22 protein-coding genes and 1 pseudogene are annotated in these 26,741 nt (G+C 71.5%); 14 read left to right on the top strand and 9 right to left on the bottom strand.

Annotated elements, in window-relative coordinates; genetic code table 11:
* The coding region (locus AOK01_RS27725; RefSeq protein ID WP_157871504.1) for a zinc-binding dehydrogenase at positions 1–540 on the top strand (540 nt) is incomplete at its 5' end.
* An 81-nt stretch (positions 541–621) separates the two neighbouring features.
* Here the strand turns inward: AOK01_RS27725 and AOK01_RS27720 are convergent.
* Together AOK01_RS27720 and AOK01_RS27715 are read right to left on the bottom strand one after the other, a co-directional pair.
* Complete coding sequence (locus tag AOK01_RS27720) at positions 622–822, bottom strand: helix-turn-helix transcriptional regulator (RefSeq protein ID WP_055516420.1); 201 nt, start codon at positions 820–822, stop codon at positions 622–624.
* Positions 823–1,154: 332 nt separating this feature from the next.
* On the bottom strand, positions 1,155–2,096 hold the full coding sequence (locus tag AOK01_RS27715; RefSeq protein WP_055516418.1) for a sugar phosphate isomerase/epimerase family protein: 942 nt from the start codon (positions 2,094–2,096) through the stop codon (positions 1,155–1,157).
* A gap of 170 nt (positions 2,097–2,266) precedes the next feature.
* Between AOK01_RS27715 and AOK01_RS45425 the strand changes: the two are divergent.
* The 5 genes and pseudogenes from AOK01_RS45425 to AOK01_RS27695 all read left to right on the top strand — a co-directional run.
* A pseudogene (locus AOK01_RS45425) lies at positions 2,267–2,550 on the top strand (5-deoxy-glucuronate isomerase); the annotation flags it as partial.
* A 258-nt stretch (positions 2,551–2,808) separates the two neighbouring features.
* On the top strand, positions 2,809–4,764 hold the full coding sequence (gene iolD, locus AOK01_RS27710) for a 3D-(3,5/4)-trihydroxycyclohexane-1,2-dione acylhydrolase (decyclizing) (RefSeq protein WP_055516430.1): 1,956 nt from the start codon (positions 2,809–2,811) through the stop codon (positions 4,762–4,764).
* A 143-nt stretch (positions 4,765–4,907) separates the two neighbouring features.
* Positions 4,908–7,595 (top strand): alpha/beta fold hydrolase, encoded by a 2,688-nt coding sequence (locus AOK01_RS27705; RefSeq protein ID WP_055516428.1) that lies wholly within the window; start codon positions 4,908–4,910, stop codon positions 7,593–7,595.
* On the top strand, positions 7,592–8,455 hold the full coding sequence (locus AOK01_RS27700) for an ABC transporter permease (RefSeq protein WP_055516416.1): 864 nt from the start codon (positions 7,592–7,594) through the stop codon (positions 8,453–8,455). Before AOK01_RS27705 ends, AOK01_RS27700 begins: the two co-directional genes overlap by 4 nt.
* A 209-nt stretch (positions 8,456–8,664) precedes the next feature.
* Positions 8,665–10,335, top strand: a complete 1,671-nt coding sequence (locus AOK01_RS27695; protein WP_055516414.1) for a vWA domain-containing protein — start codon at positions 8,665–8,667, stop codon at positions 10,333–10,335.
* Positions 10,336–10,856: 521 nt separating this feature from the next.
* On the opposite strand, the gene AOK01_RS27690 is transcribed toward AOK01_RS27695, so the two are convergent.
* A complete protein-coding gene (locus AOK01_RS27690) occupies positions 10,857–11,561 on the bottom strand; it encodes a TetR/AcrR family transcriptional regulator (RefSeq protein ID WP_245702440.1) in 705 nt (234 codons plus the stop codon).
* A 241-nt stretch (positions 11,562–11,802) separates the two neighbouring features.
* Between AOK01_RS27690 and AOK01_RS27685 the strand changes: the two genes are divergently transcribed.
* The 4 genes from AOK01_RS27685 (at position 11,803) to AOK01_RS27670 (ending at position 16,299) form a co-directional block, all read left to right on the top strand.
* Entirely contained in the window at positions 11,803–12,669 is an 867-nt protein-coding gene (locus tag AOK01_RS27685) for an alpha/beta hydrolase (protein WP_055516412.1), read from the top strand.
* Between the two features lie 97 nt (positions 12,670–12,766).
* Entirely contained in the window at positions 12,767–14,191 is a 1,425-nt protein-coding gene (locus AOK01_RS27680; protein ID WP_425424765.1) for a sensor histidine kinase, read from the top strand.
* Positions 14,188–14,862: a response regulator gene (locus AOK01_RS27675; protein ID WP_055516410.1), complete on the top strand. Its 675-nt coding sequence runs from the start codon at positions 14,188–14,190 to the stop codon at positions 14,860–14,862. The genes AOK01_RS27680 and AOK01_RS27675 overlap by 4 nt, the downstream gene beginning before the upstream one ends.
* Positions 14,863–15,078: 216 nt before the next feature.
* On the top strand, positions 15,079–16,299 hold the full coding sequence (locus tag AOK01_RS27670) for a cytochrome P450 (RefSeq protein WP_055516408.1): 1,221 nt from the start codon (positions 15,079–15,081) through the stop codon (positions 16,297–16,299).
* Between the two features lie 154 nt (positions 16,300–16,453).
* Here AOK01_RS27670 and AOK01_RS27665 read toward each other — a convergent pair whose 3' ends face one another.
* A complete protein-coding gene (locus AOK01_RS27665) occupies positions 16,454–18,079 on the bottom strand; it encodes an ABC transporter permease (protein WP_055516406.1) in 1,626 nt (541 codons plus the stop codon).
* Positions 18,076–19,056, bottom strand: a complete 981-nt coding sequence (locus AOK01_RS27660; RefSeq protein ID WP_055516404.1) for an ABC transporter ATP-binding protein — start codon at positions 19,054–19,056, stop codon at positions 18,076–18,078. The genes AOK01_RS27665 and AOK01_RS27660 overlap by 4 nt, the downstream gene beginning before the upstream one ends.
* A 158-nt stretch (positions 19,057–19,214) precedes the next feature.
* Here AOK01_RS27660 and AOK01_RS27655 point away from each other — a divergent pair, with 158 nt between their 5' ends.
* Positions 19,215–19,760 (top strand): GbsR/MarR family transcriptional regulator, encoded by a 546-nt coding sequence (locus AOK01_RS27655; RefSeq protein WP_063792878.1) that lies wholly within the window; start codon positions 19,215–19,217, stop codon positions 19,758–19,760.
* A gap of 156 nt (positions 19,761–19,916) precedes the next feature.
* Here the strand turns inward: AOK01_RS27655 and AOK01_RS27650 are convergent, their stop codons facing one another.
* On the bottom strand, positions 19,917–20,831 hold the full coding sequence (locus AOK01_RS27650; RefSeq protein ID WP_055516403.1) for a diacylglycerol kinase family protein: 915 nt from the start codon (positions 20,829–20,831) through the stop codon (positions 19,917–19,919).
* Positions 20,832–21,020: 189 nt separating this feature from the next.
* Between AOK01_RS27650 and AOK01_RS27645 the strand changes: the two genes are divergently transcribed.
* A complete protein-coding gene (locus AOK01_RS27645; RefSeq protein WP_055516401.1) occupies positions 21,021–22,304 on the top strand; it encodes an adenylosuccinate synthase in 1,284 nt (427 codons plus the stop codon).
* A 183-nt stretch (positions 22,305–22,487) separates the two neighbouring features.
* On the opposite strand, the gene AOK01_RS27640 is transcribed toward AOK01_RS27645, so the two are convergent.
* Positions 22,488–23,009, bottom strand: a complete 522-nt coding sequence (locus AOK01_RS27640) for a MarR family winged helix-turn-helix transcriptional regulator (RefSeq protein WP_079103803.1) — start codon at positions 23,007–23,009, stop codon at positions 22,488–22,490.
* A 350-nt stretch (positions 23,010–23,359) separates the two neighbouring features.
* Between AOK01_RS27640 and AOK01_RS43730 the strand changes: the two genes are divergently transcribed.
* Positions 23,360–23,770 carry an SRPBCC family protein gene (locus AOK01_RS43730; RefSeq protein WP_055516399.1) on the top strand — a complete coding sequence of 137 codons (411 nt, stop codon included), beginning with the start codon at positions 23,360–23,362 and terminating at the stop codon, positions 23,768–23,770.
* Positions 23,771–23,842: 72 nt separating this feature from the next.
* Here the strand turns inward: AOK01_RS43730 and AOK01_RS27630 are convergent, their stop codons facing one another.
* On the bottom strand, positions 23,843–24,493 hold the full coding sequence (locus AOK01_RS27630) for a hypothetical protein (protein WP_055516396.1): 651 nt from the start codon (positions 24,491–24,493) through the stop codon (positions 23,843–23,845).
* A 163-nt stretch (positions 24,494–24,656) separates the two neighbouring features.
* A complete protein-coding gene (locus AOK01_RS27625; RefSeq protein WP_055516394.1) occupies positions 24,657–25,388 on the bottom strand; it encodes a GntR family transcriptional regulator in 732 nt (243 codons plus the stop codon).
* A gap of 353 nt (positions 25,389–25,741) precedes the next feature.
* Here AOK01_RS27625 and AOK01_RS27620 point away from each other — a divergent pair.
* On the top strand, positions 25,742–26,741 hold a 1,000-nt coding region (locus AOK01_RS27620), incomplete at its 3' end, for a serine/threonine-protein kinase (protein ID WP_157871502.1).

Here is a 26,741-nt window from a genome sequence, read left to right as displayed (position 1 = left end):
GGGGAGTGGGTGGCGGTGCACGGCTGCGGAGGGGTCGGGCTGTCCGCGGTGATGATCGCCGCGGCCGCCGGGGCGCGGGTCGTCGCGGTCGACCTCTCGCCGCGGGCGCTGGAGCTGGCACGGCGGTTCGGCGCCGCGCACTGCGTGGACGCGTCCCGGACCGACGGCACGGCGGCGGCGGTCCGCGACCTGACCGGCGGCGGCGCCCATCTCTCACTCGACGCCCTCGGCTCCCCGGTCACCTGCGCGGCCTCGGTCGGCAGCCTGCGCCGCCGCGGCCGGCACGTCCAGGTGGGCCTGCTGCCCGAGGACCCGAAGGTGCCGATGTCCCGGGTGATCGGCCTGGAGCTCGAACTCCTGGGCAGCCACGGAATGGCCGCGCACGCCTACCCGCCGATGCTGGAGTCCGTACGGGTCGGGCTGCTGCGCCCCGACCTCCTGGTGACGTCCACGATCGAGCTGGCGGCGGCCCCGGCCGCGCTGGCGGCGATGGGGACGGCGCTCGGAGCGGGCGTCACGGTCGTCGAACCCTGGGCGTGAACCGGGTGTGAAGGCCACGAACGCGGCGATGGGCCCCGTACGACGGACGTACGGGACCCACGCTCGGGGGCGGGTCGGCGGTCAGTTGTCCCGGCGGCTTCTGTTGCCGGGCCGGGAAGCGACCCAGGTGCGGACGGTGTCGGCGTACCAGTAGGGCTTGCCGCTCTCCACATGGTCGGGCGCGGGCAGCAGCCCGTGTTTGCGGTAGGACCGCACCGTGTCCGGCTGCACCTTGATGTGCGCCGCGATCTCCTTGTACGACCAGAGTCCTCGGTCGGTCATCAGTAGCACCTCCCTGCGCGCGCCACGGCGGCGGCCGAGGGGCGGCCGTCGGGGGAGCCGGGCGCTGCGCCGGCGATCATGAACCTGCGCTACGTGAACGAGGCGGCGGGGCAACGGGGCAGGGGCTGTCACATGGGTGTGACGCAGGACTCGCACTCCCGGGACATGTGTGACAGAAGCAGGTCATTAGTGACACACGTGGCGCATTGCGCCCCGTCAGGGGCGCGGGGTTGTGACATGTGCGGCTCCGCCGCGGGGCGCGCCGAGCCCCCACCGGCCGGCAGCCGACGTACGACCCGCATTTCCCCGGCAACCCAGTGGAACGCTTACGCTCACGCTCCGCAGGAGCGGAGGAACTGGCGAGTCCGCTGCGCGATGGGAAGCGGCTTGTCCGGCGGGCACGGGTACATGTCCTGCTCGACGATGGCGAACAACTCCACGTCCAGCTTCTGCGCGGCGGCCAGCACGGGCTCCAACGCCGGTACCCCGGACGGCGGTTCGCACATCACGCCCCGGGCCACCGCCGGTCCGAACGGCACCTCGTTCGCCCGCACGTCGGCGAGGATCTCCGGGTCCACCTGCTTGAGGTGGAGGTACCCGATCCGCTCCCCGTACGTCTCGATGAGCTTGACGTTGTCGCCGCCGCAGTAGGCGTAGTGGCCGGTGTCCAGGCACAGCGACACCAGCGACGAGTCCGTGCCGTCGAGGAAACGCGTCACGTTCTCCTCGCTGTCGATGTGTGTGTCCGCGTGCGGGTGGACGACGATTTTCAGCCCGTAGCGCTCGCGCACCTCGCGCCCCAGCCGCTCGGTCTGGGTGGTGAGGTGGCGCCACTGCTCGGCGGTGAGCGTGTCGGGCTCCAGCACCTCGCCCGTCTTGTCGTCCCGCCAGAACGACGGGATGACGACGAGGTGCTCGGCGCCCATCGCGTGCGTGAGCGCGGCGATGTCCGAGACGTGCGCCCAGGTGGCGTCCCACACGTCCGGGCCGTGGTGCAGCCCGGTGAAGACCGTGCCGGCCGAGACCCGCAGGTTCCGGCGCGCGGTCTCGTCCGCGAGGACGGCGGGCTCGCTCGGCAGATAGCCGTACGGGCCCAGCTCGATCCACTCGTACCCGGACTCGGCGACCTCGTCGAGGAAGCGCTGCCAGGGGACCTGCTGGGGATCGTCGGGGAACCACACGCCCCACGAGTCGGGCGCCGAACCGATCCGGATGCGCGACAGTGAGGGCGGAGGCGAAGGCTGGGGCGATGACTGAGGCGGCAACGACGTCATGGGCGTCAGCTTCGGGCGGCCGGGGAGAGGTGTCAAGGCCTGGTCCGAATGTCCGGACAACCAATTGACAGGGCTCTGTCGGCGCCGCTAGACCTGGGGTCCACCGATGCGTCCCGGCCGCCGATCCGGAGCGGGCGGGGGGATTCTCGGCGGCTTCCGGGTCGTTGAGTCTTCCGTCCGGCGGCGGTTGTACGGTGCGTACAGAGGGGAATAAAGAGGGCAAAGTGCTTGAACTCCTGGGCAGGGAACGTGTGTTCGCCGAGGTCACCGACTTCGCGTACGCCTCCGCGACGCCCGGGCACAGATCGCCTCCGGCGCGGAAGTCCGCTTCGCCCTGGCAGGAGCGAGGTGCGAGCGACGACTCCCCGCCCGCTACGGCTCCGCGCCGGAGGTTCCCGACACGAGGTGGCGGCCGGGGGCGCCCCTCCGGGGGCGCGGGGCTGTGACATGTGCGGCTCCGCCGCGGGCGCGACAAGCCCCCACCGGCCGGCAGCCGACACCGGACGCACCGCCGGTCAGGCGCCGGCACCGCCGGTCAGGCGCCGGCACCGCCGGTCAGGCGCCGGCACCGCCGGTCAGGCGCCGGCGCCGCCGGTCAGGCGATCGGCGGGCGGGCCGTAGAGACGTAAGGCCCGTTCAGACGTATGACGTGGCGGATCAGCTTCAGCTTCCACCCGTGACGCGCAGAGAGCACAGAGGGCTACCGATGCCGATGACAGAGCCGACGTCAACGACGACAAGGCTGACGGTCGCGCAGGCACTGGTGCGGTTCCTCGCCGCCCAGTACACCGAACGCGACGGTGTGCGCCGCCGCCTGGTCAGTGCCACCTGGGGCATTTTCGGACACGGCAACGTCGCCGGGCTCGGCCAGGCGCTCCTTGAGTACGGCGAGTACGGCGAGTCGGGCGCGTACGCCGCCGTGTCTCCCGGAGGAACAGCCGCCGGCACCCCCGTCATGCCGTACCACCAGGGCCGCAACGAGCAGTCCATGGTGCACGCGGCGGTCGGCTACGCGCGCCAGTCCAACCGCCTCTCCGCACAGGCCGTCACCACCTCCGTCGGCCCCGGCGCCACCAACCTCGTCACCGGCGCCGCCCTCGCCACCATCAACCGCCTCCCGGTGCTCCTCCTGCCCGGCGATGTCTTCGCGACCCGCCCCGCCGACCCGGTCCTCCAGCAGCTCGAAGTCCCGTACGCGGGCGACGTGTCGGTCAACGACTGCCTGCGCCCGGTGTCGAGGTACTTCGACCGGATCACCCGCCCCGAGGCCCTGATCCCGGCCGCCCTCCAGGCGATGCGCGTGCTCGCCGACCCGGTCGACACGGGCGCCGTCACCCTCGCGCTCCCGCAGGACGTCCAGGCGGAGGCCTTCGACTGGCCCGTCGGGTTCTTCGCCGAACGCGTCTGGTCCGTACGTCGTCCGGTCGCCGACCCCGAGGAACTGGCCGCCGCCGTACGGGCCGTACGCGAAGCCCGGCGCCCCCTGCTTGTCGCGGGCGGCGGAGTCCACCACAGCGAGGCCGAGGACGCGCTCAGGAGGTTCGCCGACCTCACCCGCATCCCGGTCGCCTCCACCCAGGCGGGCAAGGGATCGCTCGCCTGGGACCACCCGGCGGACGTCGGCGGCATCGGGCACACCGGTACGGCCACCGCCTGCGAACTCGCCCGCACCGCCGACCTGGTGATCGGGGTCGGCACCCGCTACACCGACTTCACCACCGCCTCCGGCACCCTCTTCGCCGCCCCGGGCGTGCGCTTCCTGAACCTCAACATCGCCTCCTTCGACGCCCACAAGCTCGCCGGGCAGCCGCTGGTCGCGGACGCGCGCTCGGCATTGGAGGCCCTCACCGAGGCGCTCGCCCCGCACGGCCACCGCGCCGCCGACTCGTACGTCACCGAGTACACCGACGACAAGGAGCGCTGGGAGTACCGCGTCGACGCGGCGTACGAGGCGGAGGACCCCGACACCCGGCCCACCCAGCCGCAGGTCCTCGGCGTGCTCGACGCCCTGGTCACCGGCGACGACATCCTCGTCAACGCGGCCGGCTCGCTCCCCGGCGACCTGCACAAACTCTGGCGCGCCCGGTCCCGCGACCAGTACCACGTCGAGTACGGCTACTCGTGCATGGGGTATGAGATCCCGGCCGCGATCGGCGTACGGATGGCGGCCCCGGACCGGCCCGTGTGGGCGCTGGTCGGCGACGGCACGTACCTGATGATGCCGACCGAGATCGTCACGGCCGTGCAGGAGGGGATCGCGATCAAGGTCGTGATCCTGCAGAACCACGGTTACGCGTCCATCGGCGGACTCTCCGAGACGGTCGGCGGCGAGCGGTTCGCCACCGCCTACCGCCACCGGTCCGCGGACGGTACGTACACGGGGCGGCCGTTGCCCGTCGACCTGGCCGCCAACGCGGCGAGCCTCGGCATGCGGGTCCTGCGCGCCAAGACCGTGGACGACCTGCGGACGGCCCTCGCCGAGGCACGGGCCGCAGACACCCCCACCTGTGTCTACGTGGAGACCGAAACGGCGGACACGGTGTCGGGCGCGCCCCCGGCGCAGGCCTGGTGGGACGTCCCGGTGGCCGAGACCGCGACCCGGCCGTCGGCGGTCAAGGCACGCGAACTGTACGAACGGCTGGCCGCCACCCGGCGCCGCCACCTCTGAGTACCCGGCCGAACCGGCCGGTTTCCGAACTCCACGTACCGCGAACGCGGTACACCGGAGGGGCCGTGTACGCCGCAGGGATGCCCACCGGTTCCGACCGCCGACTGCATGGATTGTCGGTGGCCGCCCGTACCGTGGGGGGCATGGATCTTCGAATGCCCGCGGCGTCAGCCGCGCGACGGTGGTTGCGGGGGCCGCGACGGTGGATCGCCGCCGCGGCCGTCGTCGCCGTGCTCGCCGGCGCCGGGACATGGACCGCGGTCGCCTCCGACGGGGCGCCCGCGGTGCACCGCGCCGACCAGGTTCTCCCCATGGGCGACGGGGTGAGAATCGACACGTCGTACTTCACCGCCGGTTCTTCCGGGCGCCGGCCCGCCGTTCTGCTGACGCACGGCTTCGGCGGCGAGAAGGAGGACGTACGCGCGCAGGCGGAGGACCTCGCCCGCGACGGGTACGCGGTCCTGACGTGGTCCTCGCGCAGCTTCGGCAGGTCCACGGGCAAGATCGGCCTGAACGATCCCAAGGGCGAGGTGGCCGACGTCTCCCGCCTGATCGACTGGCTCGCCGAGCGCCCCGAGGTCGAGCTGGACAAGGACGGCGACCCCCGGGTCGGCGTCACCGGCGCCTCGTACGGCGGCGCGGTCTCGCTGCTCGCGGCCGGCTACGACCAGCGGGTGGACGCCATCGCCCCGGCGATCACGTACTGGAACCTCGCGGACGCGCTGTTCCCGAACGGTGTCTTCAAGAAGCTGTGGGCCGGCATGTTCGTCAACTCCGGTGGCGGCTGCGATGAGTTCGAGGCCCAGATCTGCGAGATGTACGAGCGGGTCGCGGAGTCCGGGAAGCCCGACGCGAAGGCCGTGAAGCTCCTGGAGGAGCGCAGCCCCGCCGCCGTCGGCGACCGCATCAAGGTCCCCACGCTCATCATGCAGGGCCAGACCGACTCCCTCTTCCCGCTCGACCAGGCCGACGCGATCGCCAAGGCCGTCAAGGCCAACGGCGCCCCGGTGGACGTCGACTGGCTCGCCGGCGGCCACGACGGCGGCGACATGGAGACGGACCGCGTGCAGGAGCGCGTGAACTCCTGGTTCGACCGCTACCTGAAGGACGACAAGAACGCCGACACGGGCCCCGCGTTCCGGGTCACCCGCACCGGTGGCATCGACTCGACCGACGGCGCGGCCCTGCTGCGGGGCGCCGACGGGGACACCTATCCCGGGCTCACCGACGGCGAGCGGAAGGTGGCGCTGAGCGGGCGCGAGGAGCAGGAGTTCGCCAACCCCGCGGGCGCCAGCCCGCCCGGCGTCTCCGCCCTCCCCGGTCTCGGCGGCGCCGCAGGGCTCTCCCAGCTGTCGTCGCTCGGCGTCGGCGTGTCGCTCGACTTCCCCGGGCAGTTCGCGCGCTTCGAGTCCGAGCCCGTGACCGAGGACCTGCGGATCACCGGCTCGCCCACCGTGACGGTGAACGTGAAGTCGACGACCGGCGAGGCCGTGCTCTTCGGCAAGGTGTACGACGTCGGGCCGGGCGGCAGGCAGCAGGTCCTGCCGTCCCAACTGGTCACCCCGGTACGGGTCGAGACCGGTGACAGCGGCAAGGACGTCCGGCTCACCCTGCCCGCCGTCGACCACGAGGTGCGGGACGGCCACCGGCTGCGTCTGGTCCTCGCCTCGACCGACCTCGGCTACGCGTCCCCGACGGCCCCGGCCACGTACACGGTCTCGCTGAAGGGCGACCTCGCCGTGCCGACCGCGCCCGGTGTGACGACCGGGGCCGCGGGGCTGCCCGCCTGGGTGTGGTGGCTGCCGATCGCCGGTGCGCTGATCGCGCTGGCCCTGCTGCTGACGGGCCGCCGCCGCACGACGGCGTCCGCGCCCGACCCCGCGCTCGCCGAAGTCCCGCTGCAGATAACGGACTTGAGCAAGCGGTACGCGAAGTCGACGGACCGGTACGCGGTACGGGACCTGTCGATCCGGGTCGAGAAGGGCCAGGTACTCGGCCTGCTCGGACCGAACGGCGCGGGCAAGACCACCACCCTGCGCATGCTCATGGGCCTCATCAAGCCCGACGGCGGCGAGATCCGGGTCTTCGGGCACGCGATCCGGCCGGGCGCACCGGTCCTCTCCCGCGTCGGCGCCTTCGTGGAGGGCGCGGGCTTCCTCCCGCACCTGTCCGGCCGCGAGAACCTGGACCTGTACTGGCGGGCCACCGGACGTCCGCCCGAGGACGCCCACCTGGAGGAGGCACTGGAGATCGCGGGCCTCGGAGACGCACTGGCCCGCGCGGTCCGCACGTACTCGCAGGGCATGCGGCAGCGCCTCGCCATCGCCCAGGCCATGCTCGGCCTCCCGGACCTGCTGATCCTCGACGAGCCGACGAACGGCCTGGATCCGCCCCAGATCCGTGAGATGCGCGAGGTCATGATTCGTTACGTCGCGGCCGGCCGTACGGTGATCGTGTCCAGCCACCTCCTCGCCGAGGTCGAGCAGACCTGTACGCATCTGGTCGTCATGGACCGGGGCCGACTGGTCCAGGCCGGCCCGGTCCGCGAGATCATCGGCTCCGGCGACACCCTCCTGGTGGGCCTCGCGGCCGACATCGCCGACCCGCTGGTGGAGAAGGTGGCGGCACTGCCGGGCATCGAGTCGGCGGCCCGCACGGACGACGGCCTGCTGATACGGCTGACCGCGCAACAGGGCGGCTCCGGGGCCGAGGACTCCGCGGCGGCCCGGCTCCTCGTGGAGCTGGTCCGGCTCGAAGTACCGGTGGCCTCCCTCGGGCCCCACCGCCGCCTGGAGGACGCGTTCCTGACCCTGATCGGAGGCTCCGCGTGAGCACACTTGTCGAGCGTGCCGAGGTGGCGGACGGCTACCGGGCCGGGCGCACCCTGCCGCTGCGGGTCGAGCTGACGCGCCAGCTGAAGCGGCGCCGCACGCTGGTCATGGGGGCGATCCTCGCCGCCCTGCCCTTCGTGCTGGCCGTGGCCTTCGCGATCGGCGGCCAGCCGGACGGCCGCGACGGCCAGGTCACCCTCATGGACACGGCCACGGCGTCCGGCGCCAACTTCGCCGCGACGAACCTCTTCGTCTCCGCGGGCTTCCTACTGGTGATCCCCGTGGCGCTGTTCTGCGGCGACACCATCGCCTCGGAGGCGAGCTGGTCCTCGCTGCGCTACCTCCTCGCCGCACCCGTGCCGAGGGCCCGCCTCCTGTGGTCCAAGCTCGTGGTGGCGCTCGGCCTCAGCCTCGCCGCGATGGTGCTGCTGCCGGTCGTCGCCCTGGTGGTGGGCTCGGTCGCGTACGGCTGGGGTCCGCTGGAGATACCCACCGGCGGCTCCCTGTCCGCGGGCACGGCGGCGCAGCGCCTCGTGATCGTGATCGCGTTCATCTTCGCGTCCCAACTGGTCACCGCGGGGCTGGCGTTCTGGCTGTCGACGAAGACCGATGCCCCGTTGGGCGCGGTGGGAGGAGCGGTCGGCCTGACGATCGTCGGGAACGTCCTCGACGCGGTCACCGCCCTCGGCGACTGGCGCCACTTCCTGCCCGCGCACTGGCAGTTCGCCTGGGCGGACGCGGTGCAGCCCCGCCCGGAGTGGGGCGGCATGATCCAGGGCACGGCGATCTCGGTGACGTACGCGATGGTGCTGTTCGCTCTGGCGTTCCGCGCGTTCGCGCGCAAGGACGTGGTGTCGTAGCGACAAAGTAACGCCGCCGCTCTCAACGCCGCCGTCTCCCGGGGTCCTCCGGACACCTTCGGGTCTCCGGAGGATCACCCACCGGTCTCGACCGCCGTCCGCCGTGGCCGCATCGAGATCCATCCGCAACGCCTTGGGCCGCTCCTTCCGGCCGCCTCCGCCGTCACAGTCACAGACGTCGGCTCACAGAGGTCACCGAGGGGGCACACATGAGGCGCACCGAACGGCATCAGACACGGCGACGGGGCTCAGGGGAACGGCGGCGGCAGCAGCGGGTGCGCGGCGCGTTCGTTGCCGCGACCGTCACCGTCGGACTCCTGCTCACCGCCTGCGGCGGCGGAAGCGGCGAGGACTCGCAGGACCGGGGCGGCAGCAAGGCACGGCAGGACAACGGCTTCCCGGCGCCCGCCCCGGTCCTGCCGACGGGCCCCTCGGTCACCGATGAGGACACAGAGCGGGGCGAGAACGACGACCGGAAGGGCGAACTCCGCGAGACCGCGCCCCCGGCCGACTACCTCTCCACCTTCGCGCTGGACGTGGACACCGCGTCGTACGGCTACGCGCGCCGCACCCTGGAGGACGGCCGGCGGCCCGACCCGTCGACGGTCCGGCCCGAGGAATTCGTCAACAGCTTCCGCCAGAACTACGAGCGCCCGGACGGCGACGGCTTCACGGTCACGATGGACGGCGCCCGCACGGACAGCGGGGACAGCGGAGGCAGCGGGAACAGCGAGAACAGCGGGGACGGGCGGGACTGGCGGCTCGTCAGGGTCGGTCTCGCCACGCGGGAGGCCGAGGACGGCGGCGAACGCCCGCCCGCCGCCCTCACCTTCGTCATCGACGTCTCGGGGTCCATGGCCGAACCGGGCCGCCTCGACCTGGCCAAGGACTCCCTGGGCGTGATGACGGACCGGCTGCGCGACGACGACGCGGTGGCGCTCGTCGCCTTCAGCGACGAGGCGAGGACCGTGCTCCCGATGACCCGCCTGGGCGACCACCGCGGCCGGGTCCACGAGGCGATCGACACCCTTGAACCCACCGACTCGACCAACCTGGGCGCGGGCGTCACCACCGGCTACCGCACGGCCGTCGAAGGGCTGCGCGAGGGCGCCACCAACCGGGTCGTGCTGCTCTCGGACGCCCTCGCCAACACCGGCGAGACGGATGCCGACGCCCTGCTCGACCGCATCGGGGACGCCCGTCGCGCGCACGGCATCACTCTCTTCGGCGTCGGTGTGGGCAGCGACTACGGCGACGCCCTGATGGAGCGCCTCGCCGACCGGGGCGACGGCCACACCACGTACGTGTCGAACGCCGAGGACGCCCGTACGGTCTTCTGCGACGAACTGCCGCGGAACATCGACCTCACGGCCCGGGACGCCAAGGCGCAGGTCGCCTTCGACCCGGAGACCGTCGACCGGTTCCGGCTCATCGGGTACGACAACCGCCGGGTGGCCGACGAGGACTTCCGCGACGACCGCGTGGACGGTGGTGAGACGGGGCCGGGCCACACGGTCACCGCGCTCTACGCGGTGCGTATCAAGCCGGGTGCGACGGGGCATGTCGCCACGGCGACCGTGCGGTGGCTCGACCCCGGGACGCGTGTTCCGCACGAGGAGACGGGCCAGGTCGAGGCCGACGCCCTCGACGGGCCGCTGTGGGGCACGGAGACGGCGCGGAGCGGACTGCAGGTCGCCGCGGTCGCCGCGTACTTCGCGGACGCGCTCCGCTCCGGCGACGACCGGTGGGGCGGCCTGCCCGGGGCACTGCCGCTACGCGAACTGGCGCGGCGGGCGGACCGGTTGGCGTCCGCCACGGAATCGAGCCAGATCCGCGACCTGTCCACGACGATCACCCGAGCCACGAGGCTCGACACGTAACCCGTGCGCACGTGCGGCGGAGCCGCATATTCGATGCGGCCCCGCGCCCCTCAAGCCGGGCCTGGGGCCCGGTGGGCAGGCGCGGCTGTCCGTGGGCCGATCGCGCAGTTCCCCGCGCCCCTAAAGACAAAAGCCGGGCCGCAGCCCCACTTTGAGGGGCGCGGGAAACTGCGCGCCCAACCCCCGCGCACCCGCTCCTAGGGGCGCGGGGAACTGCGCGCTCAGCCCCGACGCACTCGCACGAACTCACAACCTCGTCCCCCGCTGTCCTAGGGGGCGCGGGGAACTGCGCGCTCAGCCCCGACGCACTCGCACGAACTCACAACCTCGTCCCCCGCTGTCCTAGGGGGCGCGGGGAACTGCGCGCTCAGCCCCGACGCACTCGCACGAACTCACAACCTCGTCCCCCGCTGTCCCAGGGGCGCGAGGAACTGCGCGCTCAGCCCCGACGCACGCGCACGAACTCACAACCTTGCCCCCGCTCTCCCAGGGGCGCGGGGAACTGCGCGCTCAGCCCCCACTCAGCCGCACAGCTCCCTTTCCGCCCGGACGGGGTCGTTCGGGAAGCGGAACGACGTGCGCTCCCACGCCCCGGCGAGGTTGCGCAGGAAGCGGCCCGTCGTGAGCCGCGACCGCGCAGCCGCGTTCAGCTCGGCGAGCCCCCCGCACCGCAGGGCCCGCCGAGCCGCCGCCACCTGGACCGGATCGGTCCCCGCGGGCAACTCCCCCCGCGCCACACCCTGTTCGACACACGGCACCCACTCGGCGACCCGCACCTCGTAGAACCGCCGCAACGCCTCACCCGTACGCTCGTCACAGGCCGCGGCGGCGATCACCGCCCGGAACAGCGCCCCCTGCCGGGGATCGGCGAGCGTGCGACGCACCAGTGCCGCGTTGGCGCGCAGATCCCCGAGCACGGAGCCCGTCTCGGTACGGGGAAGCGACTGCTCGGCCATGTCACCGAGCAGGTCGGCGACAAGGCCGGTGACCGAGCCCCAACGCCGGTACACGGTCGTCTTCCCCACCTCCGCCCGCCGGGCCACGTCGGCCAGGTCGAGATGGGCGAACCCCTGCTCGGCCAGCACGTCCCCGGCGGCCCGCAACACGGCCGCACGGACCCGGGCGGTACGCCCACCGGGGCGGACGGTGCCGGGCTCGGGCCTGGACTCGGGGACAGGCCCGGGCACCGGCTCGGGCACGGGCTCGGGCACGGGCACGGCGGTCATGGCGGACTCCTTCGCGGACGACGACGAGATGCACGGGCAGGCCGACGGCTCCACAGCGTAACGGAACAAAGGGACCATTTAACCCTCACCGAGCGTTACGGCCGTGTGCCGACGCACGTCAACCGCCTGATACGGTCCCGCCAACGACCCGCGCTCCGAAGCACGTTGGCCAGAACCCCGAAAGCAATGGGTTCACGGGGCCGGGGAGGAACGTACACCGCACCGCTGAGAGGCTTGGAGCATGCCGGACGACGCCCGCGACGCCGCGGAGGAGGAGTCGGCCTTCTCCCATCCGCCCGTCGACCCCGATGCCACCGCCGCGTACGGCGACCACCCCGACCAGGTCGTCGACTTCTACGCGCCACGCGGCGGCGAGGAGTCGGCCCCGCTCGTCGTCGTCCTGCACGGCGGCGCCTGGCGGGCCCCGTACGACCGGCGGCACATCACCCCGTTCGCGGACTTCCTGGCCCGGCGGGGCTTCGCCGTGGCCAACGTCGAGTACCGGCGCGGCGGCGTGATCCCTGCGCAGGGCGGAACGGGCCCTGTCGCGGGGCGCTGGCCCGACACGTTCGACGACGTCGCGGCGGCGCTGGACGCGCTGCCCGGGCTCGCACGGGAGGCCCTGCCGGGGGCCGACGTGCGCCGCACGGTGGTCACCGGCCACTCGGCGGGCGGCCAGCTGGCCCTGTGGGCCGCCGCCCGCCATCTGCTGCCGGCCGACGCGCCCTGGTTCCTGGCGCGGCCCGCGCCCCTGCGCGGTGTCGTGGCACTCGCCCCGATCGCCGACTTCACGGTCGCGGAGAAGCTGGACGTCTGCTCCGGGGCCTCGCGCCAACTCCTCGGCGGGGAAGCGAAGTTCGAGGAACGGCAGCCGTACACCGATCCGGCTCTGCTCCTCCCGACGGGGATCGCCACGACGCTGGTGCAGGGCAGGACGGACGTCATCGTGCCGCAGGCGGTCGCCGAGGCGTACGCGGAAGCGGCGGCGAAGGCCGGCGAGGTGGTGGGTCTGACGCTCCTGGAGGACGTGGGTCACTTCCCGCTGATCGACCCGGCGGCGGACGCGTGCGCGGTGGTGGCGGAGGAGATCGCACAACTGGCCTGGTAGAGCCTGGTAGAGCCTGGTAGGGCGAGGCCCGCTGCTGACGCCCCCCCCGGCGATACCCGTAGTACCTGAGAGGGAGGTCGAAGGACCCCTCTCACTGGTGACGACCACCGCCCCCGCCTCGGCCTACGGTCTGTATGTGACCGAGACGACCCAGACTCAGATCCAGACCCCGATCCCGACGCAGACGCAGACGCAGACGCAGACGGCACGGCAAGGCGGTGGCCGGCCGCGCAGCCCCGAGTTCCAGCTGGCGATGGACGCGTCGCGGGGGCTGCGGCAGGACCTGTTCCAGGACGCCTTCGCCTTCCGCCCGCTTCCCAGGATGCGCGTGGACGGGCCCGTCACCCGACTGCTGCCGCCACGCCTGCGGGAGCGGCTCACCCGGCTCCCGCACGCCCTGGTGGTGCTGGCCGGTGTGGTGACACTGCTCATCTCCCTCGCGGGCAACGGCGGCGGCGACCTGTTGCAGTTCCTGACCGGCCTGCTCGCGCTGGGCGCGATTCTGCTGACGCTGCTCAGGCCGGTCGGCGCCTTCTGGGTCTCCCTCGCGGCGACACCCGTCTGCGCCGTGTTCGCCGGGGGGAGTGACGACTGGCCCTGGCAACCCGGCGCCTTCGCGACCCAGCTGATCGTGCTCACCGTCGTGGCGATGCGGACGAGGCCCCGCACGGCGGCGTGGATGTGGGTACTGACGGCGGCGTACGGCCTCTTCTCGGAGGTCTTCTTCGGCGCCAACCACTACTTCACGAACACCACGCCGTTCTTGTTCGTGAGTGCGCTGGCGCTGCTGGTCGTCACGGTGTGGCACGTGCGTCACGATGCCGTGCAGAAGGTGACCGCACAGCAGACGGTGACCGCGCACGAGCGTTCCAAGCGCACCCTTCTCGAAGAGCGCACGACGATCGCCCGCGAGCTGCACGACGTGGTGGCACACCACATGTCGGTCGTCGCCATCCAGGCGGAGGCCGCGCCCTACCGGGTGGAGAATCCCCCGCCGGAGCTGGAGTACGCGTTCAAGGTGATCAGGGAGAACGCGGTCATAGCGCTCTCCGAACTGCGCCGCGTCCTCGGTGTCGTACGGGCCGAGGACTACGAGGCGCCGGACGCCCCGCAGCCCAGGCTCGCGGACCTGGACCGGCTGCTGGAGAACGTGCGCGACGCGGGCCTCCAGGTGGACAGGACGGTCACGGGCGCGGTGCGGGAACTGCCGCAGGGCGTCGAGCTGTCCGCGTACCGAATAGTCCAGGAGGCGCTGAGCAACAGCCTGCGCCACGCGCCGGGCGCCGCGGCCAAGGTGGAGGTCAGCCATGTGCTCGGCGGGCTCGGGCTGCGGATCGTGAACGGTCCGGCGACCGGGTTGGTCAAGCCGTCACCGGGTGCCGGGCACGGCATCACGGGTATGCGGGAGAGGGTATCGATGCTGGACGGGGAGATGACGGCGGAGGCGACGGACGACGGGGGCTATGAGGTGACGGTCTTCCTGCCGGTCACGGCTGCCGCACCGACGGAGGGCCAGGGATGACCATTCGGGTACTGATCGCCGACGACCAGATGATGGTCCGCGAGGGGTTCTCGGTGCTGCTCGGCGCGATGCCGGACATCGAGGTCGTCGGGGAGGCGGTCAACGGCCGGGAGGCGGTCGACCGGGTCCGGGAGCTCGGTCCGGACGTCGTCCTGATGGACATCCGGATGCCCGAGATGAACGGCATCGAGGCGACGCGCGAGATCGTGGCGGCGGACGGCGCGGCGAAGGTGCTCGTGCTGACGACGTTCGACCTCGACGAGTACGTGTACCAGGCGCTGCGCGCCGGGGCGTCGGGCTTCCTCCTGAAGGACGCCTCGGCGCGGCAGCTCGCGGACGGAGTACGGGTGGTGGCGGCCGGCGAGGCCCTGCTGGCGCCGTCGGTGACGAAGCGGCTGATCACGGAGTTCTCGAAGCTGTCGGAGGTGCCCCGCCTCTCGGCGACGGCGCACGGGGCGAACGGGGCGTACGGGGACCTGACGGACCGCGAGACGGAGGTACTGGTACTCATCGCCCAGGGCCTGTCCAACGCGGAGATCGCCGCCCGCCTGGTGGTGGCCGAGTCCACCATCAAGACCCACGTAAGCCGCATCCTGGTAAAACTGGGCCTCAGAGACCGAACCCAGGCAGCGGTCTTCGCGTACGAGGCCCGCCTGGTGACACCGGGCTGACGGAGTTTCTTTCAGGGACGCGGGGAACGGCGCAGTTCTTTGGCTTCAGGGGTGCGAGGAACGGCGCAGTCTTTTGTCTTTAGGGGCGCGGGGAACTGCGCAATCTTTTAAGGGGCGCGGGGAACTGCGCGGCCAGCCCCCACGGCCCCGCAGTCGAACACGGCGCACCCGGCGGAGCCCCTGGTCAGCAGGGTCACCGACGGCTAGCGTCCGGGCATGGCAGCCACCAAGCCCCCGCAGTCCTTCAACCCCTGGGACCAGACCTTCGTATCGAACCCGTACCCCGCGTACGCGGAACTCCGCGCGCACGGAAGAGCGCACTACTACGAGCCCACCAACCAGTGGCTGGTACCCCACCACGCGGACGTGTCGGCCTTGCTGAGGGACCGCCGGCTGGGCCGGACGTACCAGCACCGGTTCACGCACGAGGACTTCGGACGGACCGCACCCCCGCCCGAGCACGAGCCGTTCCACGTGCTGAACGACCACGGGATGCTCGACCTGGAGCCGCCGGACCACACCCGGATCAGACGCCTGGTGTCGAAGGCGTTCACCCCGAGGACGGTCGAGCGGCTGCGGCCGTACGTGGACCGGCTGGCCTCCGAACTCGTCGGCGAACTGGTCGCGGCGGGCGGCGGCGACCTGCTGACGGACGTCGCCGAACCCCTCCCCGTCGCGGTGATCGCGGAGATGCTGGGCATCCCGGAGTCCGAGCGGGCCCAGCTGCGGCCCTGGTCGGCGGACATCTGCGGGATGTACGAGCTGAGCCCCTCCCCGCAGACGGCGCGGAACGCGGTACGGGCGTCGGTCGAGTTCACCGAGTTCCTGCGGGAGCTGATCGCCGCCCGGCGCAAGGAGCCCGGGGACGACCTGATCTCGGGACTGATCGCGGCGTACGACGAGGGGGACCGGCTCAGCGAGCAGGAGATGATCTCGACGTGCGTGCTCCTGCTGAACGCGGGCCACGAGGCGACGGTGAACGCCACGGTGAACGGCTGGTGGGCGCTGTTCCGGCACCCGGAGCAGCTGGCGGCCCTGCGCGCGGACCGGGGCCTGGTGGGTACCGCCGTGGAGGAGCTGATGCGGTACGACACCCCGCTGCAGCTGTTCGAGCGGTGGGTGCTGGACGAGATCGAGGTCGACGGGACGGTGATCCCGCGGGGGAGCGAGGTGGCGCTGCTCTTCGGGTCCGCCAACCACGACCCGGCGGTGTTCGCGGAGCCGGAGGCTCTTGATCTGTCCCGCGGGGAGAATCCGCACATCTCCTTCAGCGCGGGTATCCATTACTGCATCGGGGCGCCGCTCGCCCGGATCGAACTCGCGGCGTCCATGGGGGCGTTGCTGGACCAGGCTCCTTCGCTTCGGCTCGCGGCCGAGCCCCGACGCAAGCCGAACTTCGTGATCCGGGGGTTGGAGGGGTTGCTTGTCGAGGTGTGACGGGCTGGTCTCGCGACGGGCCGGATGGGACGTGCGGGTCCGTCGTGGCTGATCGCGCAGTTCCCCGCGCCCCTTAAAAGATTGCGCCGTTCCCCGCGCCCCTGAAGACATAAAGACTGCGCCGTTCCCCGCGCCCCTATCGGGGCGGGGCCTTTCACCCCGTCGCCAGATCCCGGCGCCTGAACGCCGCCATGCCCGCCGCGAGCAGAGCCGTCGTGATCGCCGTGAGGACCAGTACCGGTGTCCACGCCATCTCGCCTCCCGGCAGTTTCGGCAGGTGGCCGAAGGGTGAGAGGTCCAGGACCGGGTCGGGCAGTTCCAGGGCGGGGCCGATCCAGCCGAGGAGCAGTGCGGCGCCGGCCACGGCCCACGCTCCCGGAGCAAGCTGTGGAGACACCCCGTACAGGAGGACGGCCAGCGCGCCGATGGACCAGATCGCGGGGAGCTGGACCAGGCAGGCGCCCAGGATCGCGCCGGGGGACCGGCCGTAGCCGGCCGCCAGGCCGAGGCCGCCGAGGAGCATGATCAGTACCGCTCCGCCGAAGGCGATCAGCAGATGGCCGCAGGCCCAGCGCAGGCGGCCCACCGCGCCCGCGAGGACCGGTTCCGCGCGCTGGGAGGTCTCCTCGCCGTGCAGCCGCAGCACGGACTGCACGACGTACAGCGCGGCGACCATCCCGAGCATGCCGACCATCGTGGCGAGGAACGCGTCGGTGATGCCCGACTGCCCGCCCATGCGCTCGATGATCTCGCGGGTCCGTTCGTTGTCGCCGACCAGATCCGTCGCGCCCTTGGTGACCCCGCCGAAGGCCGCCCCGGCGGCGAGGAAACCGAGACTCCAGCCGAGTACGCTGCCGCGCTGCAACCGCCAGGCCAGCGCGCCCGCCGTACCGAGCCGGCCGGTGGCGGGTCCGGGCCGGCTCGGCAGGAAGCTCATCCCGACGTCGCGGCGCCCGGCCAGTTCGTACGCGGCCGCGCCCTGGAGCGCGACGGCGGCGGTGAACAGCAGCAGCACCCACCACCGTTCGCCCGCGAACGCGCGCAGGTTCTCCAGCCAGCCGATGGGCGACAGCCAGGTCAGCACGGACGAGCCGTCGTCCACCGAGGAGTCGCCGGCCGCCCGCAGCACGAACGTCGCGCCCAGCAGGCCCCCCGACAGACCCTTGGCGAGCCGTGCGCTCTCCGTGAACTGGGCGACGATCGCCGCCGTCGTCGCGGAGACCATGCCGACCCCGGCGGTGCCGAAGCCCAGCGCCAGGGCGCCCGGCGCGCCCTGCCCGGCGAGACCGGCGGTGATGAGCAGCGCGAGGGCCACGTTCGCGACGAGGGCGGCGAGGAGCGCCGCGGTCAGCGGGGCGCGGCGGCCCACCATGCCCGCCGAGAGCATCTCCTGACGGCCGCTCTCCTCCTCGTCCCGGGTGTGCCGCAGGACGACGAGCAGGCTCATGATCCCGGCGAAGACTCCCGCGTACGCGCCGACGCGCCACGCCACGAGACCGCCGAGCGAGTCGCTGAACACCGGCCCGTACGTGGCGCGCAGGGAGCCGTTGGCCGCCATCTGGCGGATGACGTCGGCGCGTTCGGCAGCCGTGGAGTACACGCTCTCCAGTGAGCCCGGCATGGAAACGACCATCAGGGCGACGACCCCGACCCAGAGCGGGATCACCACCCGGTCGCGACGCAGCGCGAGCCGCAACAGGGGCCAGGTGCCGGCCAGTTGACGCGAGCCCCGGCCCCGTACGGTGGCGGGCGGCCGGGCGGCCGAGGTCACGGCGGTCATCGTGACACCCCCTGTGCCCGTGCGTCCGGCTGTCCATCCGCCGGTACATCCGCTCGTGCGTCGGCCGATGCGTCCGCCCGTACGTCGTCCTGGTAGTGCCGCAGGAACAGTTCCTCCAGGGTCGGCGGCGTCGAGGTCAGGGACCGTACGCCCGACTCGGTGAGGGACCGCAGTACGGCGTTCAACTTGTCGCTCTCCACCTGGAGCTTGACCCGGTCGCCCTGGATGTCCAGGTCGTGGACGCCGGCCAGTGCCGCCAAACCGTCGGGCGGCCGGGCGAGTTCGGCGGTGACGCTGGTGCGCGTGAGATGGCGCAGGTCCGAGAGCGAGCCGGTCTCGACCGTGACGCCCTTGCGGATGATGCTGACGCGGTCGCACAACTCCTCGACCTCGCTGAGGATGTGGGAGGACAGCAGGATCGTGCGGCCCCGGTCGCGCTCCTCCTCGACGCACCGCTGGAAGATTTCCTCCATCAAGGGGTCCAGGCCCGAGGTGGGCTCGTCCAGGATCAGCAGGTCCACGTCGGAGGCGAAGGCGGCGACGAGGGCGACCTTCTGCCGGTTGCCCTTGGAGTACGTGCGCCCCTTCTTCGTCGGGTCCAGCTCGAACCGCTCGATCAGGTCGGCCCGGCGCGCCTTGTCGAGGCCTTCGCGCCGGCCCCCGCGCAGGCGTCCGTACAGGTCGATGACCTCGCCGCCGGACAGGTTCCGCCACAGGGTGACGTCACCGGGGACGTAGGCGATCTTGCGGTGCAGTTCCACGGCGTCGGCCCACGGGTCCCGGCCCAGTAGCTGCGCGGCGCCCGAGTCGGCGCGCAGCATGCCCAGCAGGACGCGGATGGTGGTGGACTTCCCCGAGCCGTTCGGGCCGAGGAAGCCGTGCACCTCGCCGGTGTCGACGTCGAGGTCGAGACCGTCCAGGGCGTGCGTGCGGCCGAACGACTTGTGCAGTCCGGAGACGGTGATTGCCTTCGTCATGATTCAGAACGTACGTTACTTTCACAAACTTGTGAAGTTAAGGAAACGTATAAACGACGGATAGAATCGACTGGACTCGGCATCACGACTCGACACGGCGCTGGGGACGTGACGGAGACGCGTGACGGAGACGTGTGACGGAGAGGGCGGATCGCGGTATGGCGGAACCGACTGGGGCGGAACGGGACGCGGGGCCGGAATCGGGGCTGGAACCGGAGTCCGGGCCGGCGCGTGACGCCGAGGCCGTCTCGAAGTTTGTCGAGAGCTTCGCCGCGCAGCTCGTCGAGGCGGGGATGCAGCGGATGCCGGCCCGGGTGTTCGCGGCGCTGCTCTCCTCGGACTCCGGGACGATGACCTCGGTCGAGCTCGGTGAACAGCTACGGATCAGCCCGGCCGCCGTCTCCGGAGCGGTGCGTCATCTGGCGCAGCAGCACATGGTCGCCCGCGAACGCGAACCGGGCTCCCGGCGCGAGCGCTACCGCGTGCACAGCAACCAGTGGTACGAGGCGCTCACCAGCCGCGAGGCGGTCATCAAGCGCTGGGAGTACGCCCTGCGCGAGGGCGTCGACAGCCTCGGCGGCGACACCCCGGCGGGCCGCCGCCTCGCCGAGACCCTCGCGTTCTTCGAGTTCGTCGACGACGAGATCGCCCGGATGATGGACCGCTGGCGCGTCCACCGGGAGGAGCGGTTCGGCGGCGGCTGAGGTTTTCCTACCCATTCCCGTCACTTACTCGGGGGCTCCGCCCCCGAACCCCGGTCCCCAAACGCCGGAGGGGCTGACTGTCAGCCCGTCCGGCGTTTGAGGACGAGCGCGTCAGCGCGATAGGGGGGTCTGGGGGCGCAGCCCCCAGTCGGGGGCTCACCCAGGCAAGGTGAGCCCCCAAGCCCCCTCCCGTACGGTCCATGTCCGCGTCCGCACAGGCCCGCTCACCACGGCGTCCGCGCGGTACCGGAAGTCCGCCCCGGACACGGTGATCGTCCAGGCCACAGCCTCCAGCAGCGTGGCCTCCGCGCCGACGGACGCGGGCCGGACCTCGATCCGCGCACCGCCTCCGGCGCCTCCCGGCGTGATCGACACGGCGTCCAGGGGCTGGTCCAGATCGACGAGGGTCCTGCCGTCGACCTCGACCCGCAGCCGGGTGGGCCCGAACGCGGCGGAGGCCGGGACCCGGGCGGGCCGCGCGGCGAGCGTGCGGACGAGGGACTGACAGGTCCGCAGCCAGTGATGAAGGTGCTGCGCACCGTCCACCGCCGCCTCCCCCGAGGACCCGGCGCCCCACGTGCCACCGGCACGTTCGGTGCCACCGTCATCCCCGTCCACGCGGGCGCCCAACGGCGGAATCCGCAGAGCCCCCAGCACCACCCCGTCACTGTCGTCCACCAGCAGGTCGAGCCGCCGCTCGGACCCGTCGAGCACGGCCCGTGCCGCCGCGACCGCCCCCATGGGCACCCCGAGGGCCCGCGAGAGCGACAACGCGCCGCCGCCCACACCCACGGGCACCAGGGACAGCGCACATCCGGCCAGCTCGCGCCGCCGGTGCAAAAGGGACACAGCGCGCAGCAGCGCCCGGTCGTCCCCGATCACGACGGGCCGCCGCGACCCTCTCCTGACCAGTGCCCGATCGAATTCCTCGGGCCCGTCGGGGAGACACACTTTTGTCACCGCACCCGCGCTGAGCACGTCTTTTGCGATCCGTACCGCCTCACCGTCACCGCGACGGGCGACCGGGTCGATGACCACCAGGAGCTGGTCGGAAGTCGCCACCTCGGTCATGCCTCGCTTCCTCGGGTAGCATCTTTGTGCAAGAGCCCCTTGCGCTATTGCGCCAGGGGCTTGGTCTATTCCGGGGCATCCGGTCCGACGGTCGCGGCCAAAGGTGGTCGCCGGCGTACGCAGCCGTACAGAAGCAGTCGCGTACGTCCCCGACCATGGACATGCCCCGCCCGGAAGGGGTGTACGCGCGTGCCCGCACTTGTGCTGCTCGGTGCTCAGTGGGGTGACGAAGGCAAGGGAAAGGCCACCGACCTGCTCGGTGGTTCCGTGGACTATGTGGTGCGCTACCAAGGCGGCAACAACGCCGGCCATACGGTAGTCGTGGGCGACCAGAAGTACGCCCTCCACCTCCTCCCTTCCGGAATCCTCTCGCCGGGGTGCACCCCGGTCATCGGTAACGGAGTCGTTGTCGACCCATCGGTCCTGTTCTCCGAGCTGAACGGACTGAACGAGCGAGGCATCGACACCTCCAGGCTCCTCATCAGCGGAAACGCCCACATCATCACGCCGTACAACGTGACGGTGGACAAGGTGACGGAACGCTTCCTCGGCAAGCGGAAGATCGGCACGACGGGCCGCGGTATCGGCCCGACGTACGCCGACAAGATCAACCGCGTCGGCATCCGCGTCCAGGACCTGTACGACGAGTCGATCCTGACGCAGAAGGTCGAGGCGGCGCTCGACGGCAAGAACCAGCTCCTCACCAAGGTCTTCAACCGCCGCGCCATCGAGACCGAGCAGATCGTCGAGGAGCTGCTGACCTACGCGGAGCGGCTGCGCCCGTACGTCGCCGACACCGTCCTGCTGCTCAACAAGGCGCTCGACGACGACAAGGTGGTCCTCTTCGAGGGCGGCCAGGGCACGCTGCTCGACATCGACCACGGCACGTATCCCTTCGTGACGTCGTCGAACCCGACGGCGGGCGGCGCCTGCACGGGTTCGGGTGTCGGCCCGACGAAGATCAGCAAGGTCATCGGCATCCTGAAGGCGTACACGACGCGGGTCGGCGCGGGTCCGTTCCCCACGGAGCTTCTCGACGAGGACGGTGAGGCGCTGCGCCGCATCGGCCACGAGCGCGGTGTCACCACCGGTCGTGACCGGCGCTGCGGCTGGTTCGACGCGCCCATCGCCCGGTATGCGACGCGCGTCAACGGCCTGACCGACTTCTTCCTCACCAAGCTCGACGTCCTCACCGGCTGGGACGAGATCCCGGTCTGTGTCGCGTACGAGATCGACGGCAAGCGCGTCGAGGAACTCCCGTACTCGCAGACCGACTTCCACCACGCGAAGCCGATCTACGAGACCCTGCCCGGCTGGTCGGAGGACATCACGAAGGCCAAGACCTTCGCGGACCTCCCGAAGAACGCGCAGGGCTACGTCAAGGCGCTGGAGGAGATGTCCGGCGCCCCGATCTCCGCGATCGGCGTGGGCCCGGGCCGCGACGAGACGATCGAGATCAACTCGTTCATCTAGTACGTACGTGATGACGCCGTGCCCCCGATGGCCCGTGACGGGCCATCGGGGGCACGACTTCGTAGGTTCAGAAGGGCCCTGGTCGTCGGGACTCATGGCCTGTGCGGACACTGCCCCTCCGCGCGTTGGCCTGTGCGGACACTGCCCCTCCGCGCGTCCTCGGCTCCTCCGGCTCCCCGGCCGTTACTTCTCGCGCCCGAAGCGTGCCGCCAGGGCCGTTCCGCTGGGGGTGCCGTCCAGGATGCGGCGCAGGCCGCGGGTCATGACTGCCTGTTCCTCCGCGCTGAGACGGTCGACGATCATGGCGTCGGTCCGGGCGTCGATGGTGCGCAGTACCGGCATCAGCTCCTCCCCGCGCGAGGTCAGCCGCAGATGGACGACCCGGCGGTCCACCTGGCCCGGTTCGCGGTCGACCAGGCCGCGCTTGGTGAGGGTGTCGACGATGCGGCTGGGGCTGCCGCTCTCGCACACGATCAGGCGGCCCAGTTCGGCGAGTGTGAGCGGGGCGCGTTCGGCGAGCACCAGAAGGATTTCCGCCTGGGCCGGGGTCAGGTTGAGGGACTTGAGCTGCCCAGTCATCTGGCGGGCTCCTTCACGCTGCGCCGCCAGCAGGAGGTAGCGCAGTTCCGAGTCGTGGCGCCGCTGCTCGGCCGTGGCGGGCGACTGGGGCGCGATGGTGTCCGTAGAGGTCGGGGAGTGGGACATGGCGGCTCCAAGAAGTGCTGGTTCGGTGGCTCACCAGGACGGGCGATCACATCGTTTTCGATGATGCAGCATCCATGGCGCATCATTCAATGGCCCATCATCGATATGCGTCCCTTCGGCCCCTTCGGCCCCTTCGGCCCCTTCGGCTCTTTCGGATTGGCCTGTTCGTCCATCCGGAGGGTCGTCTCCTACTTTTTCCGGGACTCGGGATGGTGTTGCGGCAACGATGCCGGGACATGCATGATGAGACATCGATGTTACGTCATCGATGTCACGGCATCGACGTCGGCATCGACTTCTTGGCCGGTGTACGCCACGGTCATCCGCACCGACGGAGGAATGGAGTACTGATGAACACGTCCACTTCCCACATACTGGTCCCCGCCCCTGTCGGTATCGTGCGGCAGATCCTTCTGGAACCCACCGAGCTGGCCGAGTGGAACCCGGCTTTCCGCTCGGTCAAGGGCCCGGCGCAGGCGCTCATCGGCCGGCGCTACCCGCTCGTCGCCCGTGGCGCCCTGCGCGGACACTGGGAGTACCTCAGCATCGGCGAGAGCCTCATCGAGGGCCGGTGGGAGGTCCCCGGTCTGACCGAGACCAACAGTTGGAGCCTGGTGTCCCGCGACGAGGGCACCCACGTCACGCACTCCTTCACCCACCAGGGCGGACTCGCGGCCCTATTGCGCCCGTCGTTCGCCGGCGTCGCCGACCTCCGCCTGGACCGACTGGCCGAGCGAGCCCGTCGGCGCGCCCAGGCGTAGGCGGACTGACGCAGGCAGGCTGACGCGTCACCCGGCATCGCACGACCCACCACCGTCCTGCCCGGCGGCGGCCTAACTGAAGATGATCATCGAGCCCTGGGCCAGGCTCCGGGTCGCCGCCGCGTGCAGGCCCAGCCAGACGTGCCGTTCGCGGGCGAAGGGGCTCTCGTCGAAGGGGGCCGGGGCGGCCGGCTCCTCCAGTTCCGTCGGGGCCCTCGGGGGCTGCGGCGGGACCGGTGGGTTGGCGGGGTCGATGCCGATCGAAGGAGCGACGAACTCCAGCTCGCGCAGCAGGACGTGGGAGGAGCCCAACGGGCCGCCCCCCGCGAGGAGTTCGTCGCTCGACAGCGGATGCGGGAAGTCCACCGGGACGTACGCGCCCGCGTGGTCGTAGTGCCAGACCAGGTGGGACTGCTGGGCCGTCGCGTCGAACATCTCCAGCAACTGCTCGTAGTCGCCGCCCAGTTCGCCGACCGGTGTCACCGGAAGGCCGCACACCTGGAGGAGGTACGCGCGCCGCAGGAAGTGCAGCGCGTCGTAGTCGAAGCCCGCGACCGGCGCCACATCGCCGGAGAGCCCCGGCATGTACGCGTACACCGGTACCGGCGGAAGTCCGGCCTCGCCCAGCACCTTGTCGTAGAGCGCGAGTTCCTCGGCGAAGGGGTTGTCGGGGGTGTGACACAACACGTCGACGAGCGGGACCAGCCACAGGTCACAGGCCAACTGAGAGCTCCTCGTTCAGCACGGTGGTCAAGGCAGCGTAATGGGTGAAAGCGCCGTCGGTCCCCCTCGTGCGAGTCGGATGCCCCACACTCGTCGGCCCACCGCAAACCTACTGCCGCCCGCTGCCGGCCCACCGGACGGGCCGCGGTTCTCAGCCTTGTTCTCAGCCCTGCGCCAGCAGCTCTATCAGGGCCAGCGAGTGGGTGTTGTACGCGGCGACGATCTCGTGCGCGGCCGTGGCGTCCCGGCGGGCGAGGGCGTCCACGAGTTCCGTGTGCTCGGCCCACAGATGGCCGCGCAGGTCCTCGATCCGGCGCAGGTGCTGGACCGCGCACACCCAGGACTGGACGCGCAGCCGGTGCAGGAAGTCGGCCAGGTAGGGGTTGCCGAACAGGCCGCTGAGCTCGCGCCAGAACCGCAGGTCGTAGCCGATGAGGATGTTCAGGTCACCGGCGGTCGCGGACCGCTGGGCCTCCTCACCGCGGCGCCGTACCCCGGCAAGCGCGGTGGCGGTGCGCGGGTCGTCGGTGCGGGTGGCGAGCGCGGCGCGGGCGCCCCTCGTGGTGGCGGCGGCCCCGTCCAGTAACCCGTGGAAGATGCTCTCCGTGACCAGGCTGCGGGCCTCGATCATGCTCCGGTAGTCGCTCAGCGAGTACTCGTGCACGCGGAACCCGCGGTGCTGGTCCGCGTCCAGAAGGCCCTGCGCCGACAGATCGACCAGGGCCTCGCGAACGGGGGTCGCGGAGACGCCGTACTGCTCGGCGATCTCCTTGACCGTGAACTCCTTGCCCGGCTGGAGGCGCCCGGCCAGCACCTCGTCGCGGAGCGCGTCCGCGATCTGCTGTCGCAGGGTGCTGCGGGTCACGGCGCCATTGCCGCTGCCGGTGCCGGGCATCGTCCGGTTCCTTCCCTGATCGAAAAAGTACTCGCTCAAGTACTCGCTCAAGCACTGGCTCAAGCACTCGCTCAAGTAAGTACTTGAGCGAGTAAGTACTTGCTCAAATACGCTCAAGTACTCGCTCATGTCTACGAGCCAGTCACCTTACGCGTTCGACGCGGGGCCACCCGGATCGCGGAGACCCCGCCACCGGACCTGCGCCACGGTCTCCGTCGCACCTTGGCGTCCAACTCCTCACCGCGCCCTCCGTCACGGAACCGTGGACACCGCCCCTGCCCCCTCCCTTCGCGCGCACTATCCTCGGGCTGGCTGTCGGACAGGCACAGGGCACCGGGAAGGGCGACGTTTCGATGGAGAAGCTCGGACCTGCCGATCCGCACCGGATCGGCGCGTACCGGTTGCTGGCGCGGCTGGGCGCGGGCGGTATGGGCCACGTGTATCTGGCGCGTTCGGACCGCGGACGCACCGTCGCGGTCAAGCTGGTCCGCCAGGAACTCGCCGAACAGGAGCAGTTCCGCGCCCGCTTCCGCCAGGAGGTGCGGGCGGCCCGGCGCGTGGGCGGGTACTGGACGGCGCCGGTGCTCGACGCGGACACGGAGGCGGCGGTTCCGTGGGTCGCCACGGGCTATGTGGCGGGCCCCTCGCTCCAGACGGTCGTCGGCCGCGAGCACGGCGCGCTCCCGGAACGCTCCGTACGCATCCTCGCCGCCGGTCTCGCCCACGCGCTCCAGGACATCCACGCGGCCGGACTGATCCACCGCGACCTCAAGCCGTCGAACGTCCTCGTCACGATCGACGGCCCGCGCGTCATCGACTTCGGCATAGCCCGCGCCCTGGAGACGGTCACCGACGGCGGCCTCACCCGCACCGGCGCCCTCGTCGGTTCGCCCGGCTTCATGGCCCCCGAGCAGGTCCGCGGTGACCCGATCACACCCGCGTGCGACATCTTCTGCCTGGGCTCGATCCTGTCGTACGCGGCCACGGGGGAACTCCCGTTCGGCACGGCCAACAGCGGGGTGCACGCCCTGATGTTCCGTATCGCCCAGGAGGAGCCGGACCTGGAAGGTGTTCCGGAGGGCATCGCCGACCTCGTCCGGCAGTGCCTGCGCAAGGACCCCGCCTCCCGCCCGACGCTCGGCGACATCCTGGAGCGCACGGGAGCGGAGGACACCGTCACGGGCGGACGCAGCCGCGACCCCTGGCTGCCGGGCATGTTGGTGGCCCAACTGGGCCGCCACGCCGTGCAGTTGCTGGAAACGGAGGACCCCGAGGACCCGGAGGCCTCGGAGGCCTCGGTGGACCCGAAGGTTCCGGATGGCTCGGGGGTCCCGGAGGAGAAGGGGGAGGGAG

It is taken from the genome of Streptomyces aurantiacus (assembly GCF_001418335.1).
GTDB classification, from domain to species: Bacteria; Actinomycetota; Actinomycetes; order Streptomycetales; family Streptomycetaceae; genus Streptomyces; species Streptomyces aurantiacus.
The sequence above is the reverse complement of the archived record's forward strand: the minus strand, read 5'-3'. Positions and strand labels throughout refer to the sequence as shown.